The sequence below is a fragment of the Acinetobacter sp. S-1 genome, assembly GCF_059579785.1.
In genome coordinates this window covers 162,173-174,580 of the sequence record NZ_CM184207.1, presented here as the reverse complement: position 1 = coordinate 174,580, position 12,408 = coordinate 162,173, and the positions used below count along the sequence as shown (strand labels likewise).

10 protein-coding genes and 1 riboswitch are annotated in these 12,408 nt (G+C 41.5%); of the genes, 1 reads left to right on the top strand and 9 read right to left on the bottom strand.

All coding sequences use genetic code 11. The annotated features are described in order from the left end of the window. Nucleotides 1-2: 2 nt before the first annotated feature. Nucleotides 3-188: riboswitch (yybP-ykoY riboswitch) on the bottom strand. A gap of 36 nt (nt 189-224) precedes the next feature. From AC52J8_RS00785 to AC52J8_RS00770, 4 genes are all read right to left on the bottom strand, one after another. Then, a complete protein-coding gene (locus AC52J8_RS00785) occupies nt 225-503 on the bottom strand; it encodes a hypothetical protein (RefSeq protein ID WP_086399914.1) in 279 nt (92 codons plus the stop codon). 146 nt (nt 504-649) lie between these two features. After that, nucleotides 650-2,632: a 2-oxo acid dehydrogenase subunit E2 gene (locus AC52J8_RS00780; RefSeq protein ID WP_086399913.1), complete on the bottom strand. Its 1,983-nt coding sequence runs from the start codon at nt 2,630-2,632 to the stop codon at nt 650-652. 2 nt (nt 2,633-2,634) lie between these two features. Beyond that, nucleotides 2,635-5,352, bottom strand: a complete 2,718-nt coding sequence (gene aceE / locus AC52J8_RS00775; protein ID WP_002121885.1) for a pyruvate dehydrogenase (acetyl-transferring), homodimeric type — start codon at nt 5,350-5,352, stop codon at nt 2,635-2,637. A 249-nt stretch (nt 5,353-5,601) separates the two neighbouring features. Next, the gene (locus AC52J8_RS00770) at nt 5,602-6,294 is read right to left on the bottom strand and encodes a M23 family metallopeptidase (RefSeq protein ID WP_017399845.1); all 693 of its coding nucleotides are present in this window, start codon (nt 6,292-6,294) and stop codon (nt 5,602-5,604) included. A 100-nt stretch (nt 6,295-6,394) separates the two neighbouring features. Between AC52J8_RS00770 and AC52J8_RS00765 the strand changes: the two genes are divergently transcribed. Next, nucleotides 6,395-6,841 (top strand): DciA family protein, encoded by a 447-nt coding sequence (locus AC52J8_RS00765; RefSeq protein ID WP_086399912.1) that lies wholly within the window; start codon nt 6,395-6,397, stop codon nt 6,839-6,841. A 97-nt stretch (nt 6,842-6,938) separates the two neighbouring features. Here AC52J8_RS00765 and lpxC read toward each other — a convergent pair whose 3' ends face one another. The 5 genes from lpxC to AC52J8_RS00740 form a co-directional block, all read right to left on the bottom strand. After that, nucleotides 6,939-7,841, bottom strand: coding sequence for a UDP-3-O-acyl-N-acetylglucosamine deacetylase (gene lpxC, locus AC52J8_RS00760; RefSeq protein ID WP_002121967.1), 903 nt, complete (start codon nt 7,839-7,841; stop codon nt 6,939-6,941). Between the two features lie 110 nt (nt 7,842-7,951). Continuing rightward, a complete protein-coding gene (ftsZ, locus tag AC52J8_RS00755; protein ID WP_002121912.1) occupies nt 7,952-9,127 on the bottom strand; it encodes a cell division protein FtsZ in 1,176 nt (391 codons plus the stop codon). A gap of 164 nt (nt 9,128-9,291) precedes the next feature. Further along, nucleotides 9,292-10,554: a cell division protein FtsA gene (ftsA, locus tag AC52J8_RS00750; protein WP_002122057.1), complete on the bottom strand. Its 1,263-nt coding sequence runs from the start codon at nt 10,552-10,554 to the stop codon at nt 9,292-9,294. 60 nt (nt 10,555-10,614) lie between these two features. Further along, nucleotides 10,615-11,469 carry a cell division protein FtsQ/DivIB gene (locus AC52J8_RS00745; protein ID WP_014207933.1) on the bottom strand — a complete coding sequence of 285 codons (855 nt, stop codon included), beginning with the start codon at nt 11,467-11,469 and terminating at the stop codon, nt 10,615-10,617. Between the two features lie 2 nt (nt 11,470-11,471). Continuing rightward, nucleotides 11,472-12,398 (bottom strand): D-alanine--D-alanine ligase, encoded by a 927-nt coding sequence (locus AC52J8_RS00740; RefSeq protein WP_017399847.1) that lies wholly within the window; start codon nt 12,396-12,398, stop codon nt 11,472-11,474. Nucleotides 12,399-12,408: the final 10 nt, after the last annotated feature.

Here is a 12,408-nt window from a genome sequence, read left to right as displayed (position 1 = left end):
CTAGCATAAATGCCCATGACCTACCCCTCCTGCTAGCCAAATATCTGCAGAGTGGTAAATCAAAGGTCTTGCCAACTCGGAAACGATGAGACGTTTAAGCTATGATGACCATGTTCTGTTGAACAATTATGTTGATCATCACCTATTCATTTAGAAATGAATAGCGGCTACTCCCCAATGAAGTATGCGTTTATTATATTCGAGTAGTTCTATTTTTCAAACATTCAGGCGAAAAATTTTATCCACACCCAAACTAACAATCGTCCTAGACCCAATAATAAAGCTAAACAAATACTTAAGTTAATAAATCCAAAATTATTAATGCCAGTTACGTGCTGAGACTGAAATTCAAATGGCAAAATAAGCATTGCTACAAATACTTCCAAGCCCATTGCAACGTAGGTCATCCATTCCCAAGGAAAGTTTAAAACACTCACCCACAACCCCATTAATAAAAATACAATTAATAGAATCGGCACCATGATTTTTAAAAATCCTACCATTTATTCTTTCTCCTTTACCGACTAACGAGAAATTTCTCCTCTCTCGACACTTCATTTTTCGTCTTTAGATTAACTTAAAACCAATTAAATTAAATATCAAAATAAAACCCCGCCGAAGCGAGGTTTTAATGATTCATTTAAAAATATTAGATCAATAAAGTACGAATATCTTTAAGAAGTTTCGTAAGCTTATTAGTAAAGCGAGCCGCATCTGCACCATTAATTACACGGTGGTCATAAGACAATGACAAAGGCAACATTAAGCGCGGATCAAAGTCTTTACCATTCCATACTGGCTGCATTGTTGCAGGTGAAATACCTAAAATTGCAACTTGTGGCCAGTTCACTAGTGGTGTAAATGCTGTACCACCAATTGCGCCTAAACTTGAAATGGTGAAATTCGCACCTTGCAAATCTTTCGGTGTTAATTTCTTATCACGCGCTTTTTGACCTAACACACCCAATTCAACTGCAATTTGCTTAATTGATTTTTGGTCTGGGTTACGAAGTACTGGCACAGTTAAACCATCAGGTGTTGCTACCGCAATTCCCATATGGATTTCATTGCGCAAGAGCACTGATTTACCGTCATCAGATAGATGACCTGCGAATTCACGCTCTTCTTTCAACAAATACGCAACCGCTTTGATAATGAATGCCATAATCGTCAGGCTGATACCTTCTTTTTTGAAGTTGCCTTTTAACTCATTACGCCAATCTTCCAACTCAGTAATGTCAGCCAAATCAAACTGGGTGACTTGCGGAATAAAGTTGTTCAATGACAATTGCGGAATTGAAACTTGCTGCAAACGCGTCAGTACTTTTTCTTCCACACCACCAAACGCAGTAAAGTCAGGAAGCTTTGGCAAACCCGAAACCGCTGGTGCAACCGCAGCAACTGGCGCCGCTTGCGGTGCAGTTAAACGACTCTTCACATACGCAAAGATATCTTCTTTAACAACACGGCCATGCTCACCAGAAGTTTTAACTTGAGATAAAACTACACCAAGTTCACGAGCAAGCTTACGCACAGCTGGTCCTGCATAAACTTTAGCGTTTTCGGCTTCTTGTTCTTTGGTTAATTTATCATTACCAGAAGAAGCAGGGGCAGATACTGCTTGAGTCGGAGCAGGAGTTGCCGCTTTAGGTGCTGCTGCCTGTGGAGCTGATTCTGCTTTCGCCGCTGGTGCAGCAGCAGGTGCTTGGCCTTCAGCTTCAATTGTTGCCAGCAATACACCTTGTGAAACTTGTTGGCCTGCTTGCAAGTGAATTGCTTTCACAACACCAGCAACAGTACTTGGAACTTCCACAGTTGCTTTATCTGACTCAACAACAACAAGGCTTTGGTCTACATCAACTTTGTCACCAACCTGAACCAAGATTTCAGCAACAACTGCTTTATCTACACCCAAATCAGGAACGTTAATGTCAACCGGTCCAGATTGAGTAGCAGTCGATGCTACAGTTTCTTGCTGAGTTGGTGCAGGTGCTGCCGCCGGAGCTGCTGTTGTAGAAGCAGATGCCTCAGCTGACGCACTAGATGCAGATGTTGTTTTCACTTGAATGAGCACAACACCTTCTTTAACTGTATCGCCTTCTTTAACTTGAATGCTTTCTACAGTACCTGCAACACTGCTTGGTACTTCTACAGTTGCTTTGTCAGACTCAACCACAACGATGCTTTGTTCAACATCAATCTGTTCGCCAACTTTTACTAAAATTTCACCAACTAGTGCTTTTTCAACACCAATATCGGGAACTTGAACTTCAACCACTTGGCTAGTTGTTGCCGTTGCTGGTTGAGCAGCAGTTGAAGGCTGTTGAGCCGCTGCCGGTGCTGCTGTTTGTTCAGCTACTGGTGCAGCTTTTGGAGCTTCTTCTGCTTGAGCTACTGGTGCAGCACCCTCAGCTTCCAGTTCAAGCAATACCGTACCTTCAGTTACGCTATCACCTTCTTTGATTAAGATGCTTTTTACCACACCTGCTGAAGTGCTAGGCACTTCAACAGAGGCTTTATCTGACTCAAGCAAAACAAGGCTGTCATTTTCTGCAATGCTGTCGCCAACTTTTACTAAAATTTCAGCAACAACTGCTTTGTCTACACCAATATCAGGGGTCTTAATTTGCATGCTTAGTTCCCCTCACCTGTTTGCGTTTCATTATATTCAGCAACTGCCTGAACTTCTGGATGCGCTTGAGGAGCCCATGCCACTGGACGGTCAGTATCTAACTCAAAGTTAGAAATTGCGTCTTTAACTAAACGTGCGTCCACTTCACCTTCGTCAGCTAATTTTTTCAAAGTAGCAACAACGATATGTGCAGCATCAACACCAAAGAAACTACGTAAATTAGCACGTGTATCTGAACGACCATATCCATCTGTACCCAATGCAACAAATGGGCGACCATCTGGAAGATAAGCACGGATTTGTTCGCTGTAAGCACGCATATGGTCTGTTGCTGAAACAACGATACCTTCTGTGCCACGTAACTGTTTAGATACCCAAGACTCTTTCACTTCTTCAGAAAGTGGGTGTAAACGGTTGTATTCTTCACATGCCATACCATCACGTGACAACTCATTGAAGCTTGTTACGCTCCAAACGTTTGAATGGATTTGGTATTCATCACGTAAGATTTTCGCAGCTTTGATGACTTCACGAAGAATTACACCTGAACCAAGTAATTGGACAGTTGCTTTTTCATCTTTTTCGAACAAGTACATACCACGTTTAATGCCTTCCTCAGCGCCTTCAGGCATTGCAGGATGCTCGTAGTTTTCGTTCATTACAGTTAAGTAGTAGAACACACGCTCTTGGTTCACATACATACGTTGCAAACCGTCATGTACGATTACAGCTAATTCATAACCAAAACATGGATCATAAGATACACAGTTTGGAATAGTGTTCGCCAAGATATGTGAATGACCATCTTGGTGCTGTAGACCTTCACCGTTCAATGTTGTACGACCAGCTGTTGCACCTAACAAGAAACCTTGAGCTTGCGCATCACCAGCTGCCCACGCAATGTCACCAATACGTTGGAAACCGAACATTGAGTAGTACATATACATTGGAATCATTGGCAAGTTATTCGTTGAATAACTTGTTGCCAACGCAGCCCATGCACTCATCGCACCAGCTTCGTTAATCCCTTCTTGAAGCATGTGACCATCACTTGCTTCACGGTAATGCATTAACTGTTCTTGGTCTTCTGGAGTATATTTTTGACCATGAGCTGCATAGATACCGAGCTGACGGAACATACCTTCCAGACCAAAAGTACGTGCTTCATCTGGAACGATTGGTACTACGCGGTCTTTAATCGCTTTTTCTTTGAGTAAAGAAGCAATTAAACGAACCATCACCATAGTGGTAGATTGTTCTTTACCACCTGAGCCATTCAATACAGCATCAAATACAGATAATTCAGGAATCGCTAAAATTTCACTCTCTTTACGACGTGCAGGTAGGTAACCACCTAACGCTTCACGACGCGCCTTCATGTACTTCATTTCTGGAGAGTTTTCACTTGGGCGATAGAATGGAAGCTCTTCTAACTTATCGTCTGTAAATGGAAGATTGAAACGGTCACGTACATATTTCAAAGAGTCGATCTGCATTTTTTTGATTTGGTGAGTTTTGTTCACCGCTTCAATTTCTTCAGACAAACCGTAACCTTTAACAGTTTTCGCAAGAATAACTGTTGGTTGACCTTTAGCTTTCATTGCTTCTGCATAGGCAGCAAACACTTTGTAAGGGTCGTGACCACCACGGTTGAGATTATCGATGTCTTCATCGCTTAAATCTTTTACAAGTTCCGCAGCTTCTGGGTACTTGCCAAAGAATTTCTCACGTGTATATGCACCACCTTTCACTTGATAGCGTTGGTATTCACCATCAACTGTCTCTTCCATTACCGCTTTTAAAGCGCCTGTGCTGTCTTTTGCAAGTAGTGGGTCCCAATGACGGCCCCATACCACTTTAATTACGCGCCAGCCTGCACCACGGAATAAAGATTCTAACTCTTGAATGATTTTACCGTTACCACGTACAGGACCATCTAGACGCTGTAAGTTACAGTTAACAACCCAGATAAGGTTATCAAGCTTTTCACGACCAGCAAGTGAAATTGCACCAGTACTTTCTGGCTCATCCATCTCGCCATCGCCAAGATAAGCCCAAACTTTACGATCTTCTTCTTTGATCAAGCCACGGTTCATCAAATATTTTTGAATATGTGCTTGATAAATCGACATGATTGGACCAAGGCCCATTGATACGGTTGGGAATTGCCAATAGTCAGGCATTAAATATGGATGCGGATAGCTTGGTAAACCGTTACCGCCAACTTCACGGCGGAAATTACTTAACTGTTCTTCAGTTAAACGTCCTTCAAGGAATGAACGTGCATAAATACCAGGAGCACAGTGCCCTTGGTAATAAATCATATCTCCGCCAAAGCTATTGCTGTTTGCGCGGAAGAAATGGTTAAAACCTACGTCATATAATGTTGCACTTGATGCGAAGCTCGCCAAGTGTCCACCTAAATCGTCACCTGTTTTATTCGCACGAAGTACCATTGCTAAGGCATTCCAACGAATCAATGCACGAATACGGCGTTCCATATCTTGGTCGCCTGGCATTGCAGGTTGTTCTTCAACAGAAATTGTATTTAAGTAAGGTGTATTGAGACGTTGAATTGGAACATGCTTAGCAATTGCTTGTTGGTAAAGTTTTTCCAACAAGAATGCCGCTCGTTCAGTTCCCATATGTTGTAAAACTGAATCGAATGCATCTTGCCATTCTTGGGTTTCTTGTGCGTCGGAGTCACCGTAAAACGCCATAATTCACCTGTTCCTTGTTCTCTAATCTACTTTGTATTTTTACCACGTTTTACCCCTTTCAAGTTATTGCCTCGGGTGAATGTGGGGGGGCCCTATTATTTTCTGAATGAATAGTCATTGACCGAGCAGTAAACAAAATAACAAAAAAACGCCAATAATGGCGTTTTTTTATACAATCTTTGCGTTAAAAAAGGTTTAGCTTAGTTTTAGATTCATAAATTTAATAACCTTACCTTTTTAAGTATGCTTTTATGGAAGCATCGCCAAGTAAGTAGTTGGGTTTTTACGTTGACCGTCTTTTACTACTTCATAATGCAAATGTGGACCAGTACAGCGACCTGTACACCCTACATTAGCAATATGTTCACCAGCAGAGACTTGGTCGCCTACACGTACCATTAGACGTGAAGCATGAGCATAACGCGTTAAATAACCATTGCCGTGGTTAATTTCAACATATTGACCATAGCCAGTGCCCCAGCCAGATTTAGTTACAATACCTGGGCCTGTAGCATAGATTGGCGTGCCACTCGGAGCAGCCATATCTAATCCGCCATGATGTTCTGCACGGCCACCCATGGTACGACCACCAAAGTTTGAAGAAACTCGTACAGTATCAGGAAGAGGGTGAGAAACTAACCAAGAGTAAGAATTTGAAGAAGAACCATTAAAAGAATTTTTTGCGGTTGTGTTACCGTACTTCTTTGCGAGCGACTCATTGTTGAGTTCAACTGTTTTTTGGCGTAAGGTCACTGAAACTTTCGCACTCGCCGGAAGATCTAAATCATCGGGATGAGTATATGAACCTTGAGATAATGTTTTTGATAGCTGTTCCAATCGATCTGAATCAGTAGATTGGTTAATTGTTTGATAATCTGCAAAAGCAACTGATGCTGCCGAAGCGGCAAGTGAAAACGCTAATAAAATACGACGCGTGTGCATAAAAACCTCTTGAAACTGTTCTTACTCAAGTTCCTTATGATCTCTTCCTTGATATCGATTGAAATGAACGCTTAAGATTAAGACAAGAATCCATCCGAGAATGACCATGTCTAAACCCGATAACGTTTTTCAACAAACCGGAAAACACATAAAAACAGGAAACCTTACGTTTCTAACAACGCAAGTCGCGCAATGGCAAAGACTTACGAAAATTATCCAACCCTTATTGCCCCAACCGGAACAATGGCAGGTCGTGTGTTATCAAAATGGCTCTTTAATCATTACTGGTGAAAATCAAGCGATGATTAGTCAACTCAGTTATTTACAGAACCAATATGTATCTAAATTATCTCAGCTTGAAGGGTTAAAAGACTTACAACGAATTCAGGTCCGATTGAGAAATAAAAATATTCCAAATGCACCCTCATCTGAGCCATCTAAACCCATTCCCCCGGAAACACAAGAAATGTTACGTAGTGTAGCCGACTTCGTGAGCGACCCTAAGCTTAGCCAAGCTTTACTACGTTTGGCAAGCAATAAAAAATGACGAGCTTTCTATTTCTTAATTAGAATCATTATTATTATGTGATTATAATCACACTTTTTAATGTTACATTATAACATAGCCAAGTAAAGACAAGGACTTATGTCACGCTCACATATGGAATTGGACATTGACTCTCGTCATCAAATGTTACAATTTCATAATTACTCGGATCACTTTGAACATTGCGTAACAACTGATTATTTAAAGCATGTCCTGATTTATAGCCATCAAACTTGGCAATAATTTGATGACCAAGCAAATACAAATCACCTACTGCATCTAAAATCTTATGTCTAACAAATTCATCAGCGAAACGTAAACCTTCTTCGTTGACGACCCCTGTATCATCTACACCAATTGCATTATCTAAGCTTGCGCCTAGTGCTAAATTGTTTGCCTTCAGGTAGTCCAGATCTTTCATGAAACCAAAAGTACGTGCCTCACTGACTTCATAAACAAAAGTTTCTGTCGAAAAGTCGATTGTGGCAGATTGATATTCTTTAGCAAATGCCGGATGGTCAAAATCAATCGTGAAATTTAATTGAAAACCATTGTGAGGGCTAAAAATTGCTTTCTTATCATCGATGAGTGCTTCAACCGGTTTTAATATTCTTATGAATTTTTTCGGTGCATCCAGTTCTCGTAATCCACCTTGCATTAAAAGGTAAATAAATGGACCAGCACTACCATCCATAATTGGAACTTCAGAAGCAGATACCTCAACAATCAGGTTATCAATTCCTAAACCTGCAATCGCACTCATTACATGCTCAATTGTGCCTACTTTTATATCTCCGGTTACCAAGTTGGAGCACATAAAAGCTTCTTGAATGAGCAATGCATTAGCAGGGATATCGACTGGCGGATCCAAATCGATACGGCGAAATACAATACCCCCATCCACGGTATGTGGAATGAAATTGATCATCACTTTTTGACCGCTATGAAGACCTATTCCACTCGCTTTTACCACACGATTGAGAGTACGCTGTTTCACCATGCTTTGTAACTTCTTTTTTAAAACCGCTATACGTTAGCATATTTAGTCATTGATCAAAAATAAAAAAAGGCAGTGTTTAAACACTGCCCTTCATTAAATCTAACGATAATTTACTTACGTTGCTGATTTTTCAAGTAATCTTGAATACTCATTGGAGAAGAACGCGGAGTAGAACTTGCTGTGCTACTGACTTCATTATCAGCGTTTTGACGCTTATTGATTGCAGGAACATCATCTTCATCAACAGATTGAGCTGATTGACTCGATGCATGGCTTACCGTATTACGCTTTCTCGGTTCAGCGTCTGCTGCATTACGAGTTAAACCAGTTGCAATCACTGTTACACGTAATTCATCACGTGCATCTGGATCAAATACTGTCCCGTAGAAGATTTCGCCTTCATCAAGGTCAACAATCTGGTTCACAACGTCAGTAATGATTTCTGTTTCACGTAACGTAATATCATCACCACCCGTAATGTTAATTAACACACCTTTGGCATTAATAATATTAACATTATCAAGTAATGGACTACGGATCGCTTGTTCAGCAGCTTGACGTGCACGATCTTCACCACGACCTAAACCAGCACCCATCATTGCGTAACCGCGAGTACTCATTGCAGTTTTCAAATCGGCGAAGTCAAGGTTAATGTGACCACGGTTAACAACCAAGTCAAAGATACTACGTACAGCGTTTAACAATACATCATCAGCTTTTTTATAAGCATCTTTCATTGAAATATCGCCATATACGCTCAATAAGCGTTGGTTAGGGATAATAATCAATGAATCAACATGTGCTTCAAGTGCTTCAATACCGCGTTCAGCAGATTTTAAACGACGACGGCCTTCAAAGTTAAATGGAGTTGTAACTACGCCAACGGTCAAAATACCCATTTCTTTAGCAACTTCAGCCACAACAGGCGCTGCACCAGTACCTGTACCACCACCCATACCAGCGGTAACGAAAACCATATCCGTACCTTCAAGGTGGTGACGAATGATTTCACGGCTTTCTTCTGCTGCAACTTGCCCTACTTCGGGGTTAGCACCAGCACCAAGACCACGTGTACTTTGCTCGCCTAACTGAATTTTGAAAGGTGCATTCATACAGTCCAGTGCTTGTTTGTCTGTATTGGCACAAACGAATTTAACACCTTGAATATCAGACTGCACCATATGTTGAACGGCATTACCGCCACCACCACCTACACCAAATACAGTGAAACGGGCTTGACCGTTGCCATCGTTTAGTTCATCTTCTATAAATTCAAATGAGGCCATGACCTTTAGGGTTCCTAATACATTATGGCAGTCACTTCAGCCCGTATACTGCCTTGATTTTCAAAAATAACTAATTTTAAGAATGCTGTGCAATACCAACCTTGTCAAGTACAGCGGTTTTCTCTTACAACTTCCTAACAATTCTACCAATAAATACATACATCCTAAAAAATGGCTTTTAACTTGCTATTAAACGCATTCCAGCCATTCACCATTCGTTCCCATACCGAACGGTCATTTGCCTCTTCAGGCTCTTCAACAGCATCTTGCAACTCACTTTGGCTAAACATGAGCAAACCAGCTGCTGTTGCATACATAGAACGACGTAAGGCTGCTTGATGTTGATCATCAGCATAAACCTGTAACGGCGGATTACCCAAATGTGCAGATACACCCAACATACGACGAGCTAAACTCACCATACCTTCTATTTGACAAGCATCCCCTGTCAATACTACCCCATGGTATAAACCATGAATTGCACCGCTTTGTTCGAGTTCATCGCGAATCTGGCTAAAGATCTCTTCATAACGGGCAATAATAATTTCTGACAACTCAATTCGGCTAATTGTTTGAGGGCCATCAATTCCTTCTACCTGAATCATGTGATCTGGCTTAACAGCACTTAAATCGACACAACCATGCAGAATTTTAATTCGTTCAGCTTCTTCTGTCGTAGTTTGCAATACAGCTGCAATATCACGTGTAACATGCTCACCACCGCGTTGCAATGTACGTGCTAGAGCTAAACGACCATCTAGATAAACAGCAAGATTGGTAATGCCTGCGCCAATATCAACCAGACAAACACCATACTCTTTTTCATCTTTCAGCAAGCTTGCCTCAGCGGTTGCCAGACAAGACACCACCATTTTTTCAACCCCGATATTTGCACCTTTCATGGCACGATCAAGGTTTTGCATAGTCGCTATAGGCATCATCATTAACTGATAATGTCCAGTCATACTATGGGCAGTCATATTAATTGGATTCTGCACCCATTCAGCAGAATCACCCAACTCAAAGCCTAACGGCACTGCACTTGCTAAATAGTAATCAGAAGTCACATGACTTGCTTTTGCCAATTCTAACGCGCGCACGACTTCATTTGTTGTAATCACATGTGCTGGATTAGATACTGGTGTGCGACCAGAGGCATAAAAACTTTGCAACTCGGTACTCGGAATAGATACCCATGCGCTATGAATGCGACATTCGGCCATATTTTCCGCTTCAGCAACAGCATTTTTAATCGCAGCAATGACTTTATCGAGGCTTACAATTTTTCCTTTATTCATGCCTCGATTGCGAGCAGTTGCCATACCGATAACTTGAATGTTATCCGGCGCATGAATTTTTCCAATCAAAACTGAAACTTTATGCGTCCCAATGTCAATCGCAACAACTGAGGGAACAGCTTCACTCATCACTCATACCATTTCTTTGTTGTTTAATACCAGGCAAATTGCCTATTTTAAAGCCACGTATTATGGCTTTGCTTTTGTTCCACCTGCAATGCTTGTGTCATCACTCGTTACAACAAACTGACCATTCACAATTTTAGGTGGTGTTGCGTTCTTCCATTGAATAGATAATCCATTACGATATCGCAAATCAATGGCTGAGATTTTCGACCACACCGGTTTTAAGTCAGATTGTGCCAGATGACTTAAACGTTGCAACTTATTCATTGTTTGATCTTGGTCAACAATAATACGTAAACCAGAATCAAATTGCATAAACCAAGTCATTCGCTCAGTCAGATATAACTCTTTTAAGCGTAAATTAACAGGATGGAATAATTGATTAATTTCATTATAGCGTCGCATCATCATTTTTGACTGACTTACCGGCCCATGAAGCAACGGAAGTTCAGGATGAATTGTCGGCTCCGCCTCACTAAATACATCGCCTCCATCGCTTAACAAGCGACCTGTTCCCCAACGGGCGATAGCATGTCGAGGCATGACACGAACACGAATACCATTGGGCCAAGCGCGAGATACAACAACTCGGTCTACCCATGAAATTTCTAATGTTTTGTCACGAATCTGTTCTAAATCAGATGTGAAATAATTCGCTTTTATAATTGGAGCAACATGTTGCATCACTTGTTGTGTTTCAACAGAAGACGCTGAACCTACAACTTCTAGTTTTGCAACTGTTGCATCTGTAATAACTTTATATAACCCATAAATTCCGACTGCCAGCACTACAAAAGCAATAACCAACAGCACCCATCCACCAGCATTCGCAAGCTTCTGCTTACGCGTAGGCGGTTTATCATGAATAGAGGTGATGGCCGCACGTTTACGGCGCATGGAAGCCGGAAGTTGTGCCATATTTAAGCCGTACCTTCCAATGTTTGCTCAAGAATCGCAACACACAATTCATCAAAGCTATAACCAACAGCTTTAGCAGCTTTTGGAACTAAAGAGTGACTGGTCATACCTGGAACAGTATTTACCTCTAAAAGCCAGAAATTACCTTGCTCATCCTGCATCGCATCAATACGACCCCAGCCTTCTGCACCCACCGCCTGAAAAGCACGTAAACACAATGCTTGTAGGTTTTTCTCTTCAGCCTCACTCAGACCACAAGGAATACCATACTCTACATCATTACGTTGATACTTCGCTTCATAGTCGTAGAAAGCAACATCTGCTGGTGGTTGCAAACGAATAACCGGCAAAGGCTGTCCATTGAGGAATGAAATTGTGAATTCACGACCAGTGATCCATTTTTCTGCCATCACCACAGCATCGTGCTGAGTCGCCTTTTCAATTGCAGCAGCAAAGTCTTCTGCTTTCTCAACCTTACTCATGCCGACACTCGAGCCTTCATGTACAGGTTTGATAATGACAGGTAAGCCTAACTCAGCAATCACCGCCTCTAAATCTGTTTCTTTAGTAATAATGCGATATGGCGCTGTAGGTAAATCGCTACCCTGCCAGATTTGCTTGGTTTTAACTTTATCCATGCCAATAGCAGAACCTTGCACGCCTGTTCCTGTATAAGGCAGATTTAACCATTCAAGCACACCTTGAATTTGGCCATCTTCACCGCCGCGACCATGTAATACAATAAATGCACGATCATAATTTACAAGTTCAGTCACACTGCGGTCTTGTGGATCAAATGCTTCAGCCTGAACACCTGAACGTAACAAAGCGTCCAAAACTGCCTGACCACTATCCAAAGACACAGCACGCTCAGCCGATTTCCCACCAAATAACACGGCAACTTTGCCGAATTTTGTAGCATTTGACACGTTTAAATCC

Coding starts and splice junctions, on each gene's coding strand:
- AC52J8_RS00745 (WP_014207933.1), bottom strand. CDS start 11,469: ATGGCACAACTTCCGGCTTCCATGCGCCGTAAACGTGCGGCCATCACC.
- aceE (WP_002121885.1), bottom strand. CDS start 5,352: ATGGCGTTTTACGGTGACTCCGACGCACAAGAAACCCAAGAATGGCAA.
- ftsZ (WP_002121912.1), bottom strand. CDS start 9,127: ATGGCCTCATTTGAATTTATAGAAGATGAACTAAACGATGGCAACGGT.
- AC52J8_RS00785 (WP_086399914.1), bottom strand. CDS start 503: ATGGTAGGATTTTTAAAAATCATGGTGCCGATTCTATTAATTGTATTT.
- AC52J8_RS00765 (WP_086399912.1), top strand. CDS start 6,395: ATGACCATGTCTAAACCCGATAACGTTTTTCAACAAACCGGAAAACAC.
- AC52J8_RS00780 (WP_086399913.1), bottom strand. CDS start 2,632: ATGCAAATTAAGACCCCTGATATTGGTGTAGACAAAGCAGTTGTTGCT.
- AC52J8_RS00770 (WP_017399845.1), bottom strand. CDS start 6,294: ATGCACACGCGTCGTATTTTATTAGCGTTTTCACTTGCCGCTTCGGCA.
- ftsA (WP_002122057.1), bottom strand. CDS start 10,554: ATGAGTGAAGCTGTTCCCTCAGTTGTTGCGATTGACATTGGGACGCAT.
- lpxC (WP_002121967.1), bottom strand. CDS start 7,841: ATGGTGAAACAGCGTACTCTCAATCGTGTGGTAAAAGCGAGTGGAATA.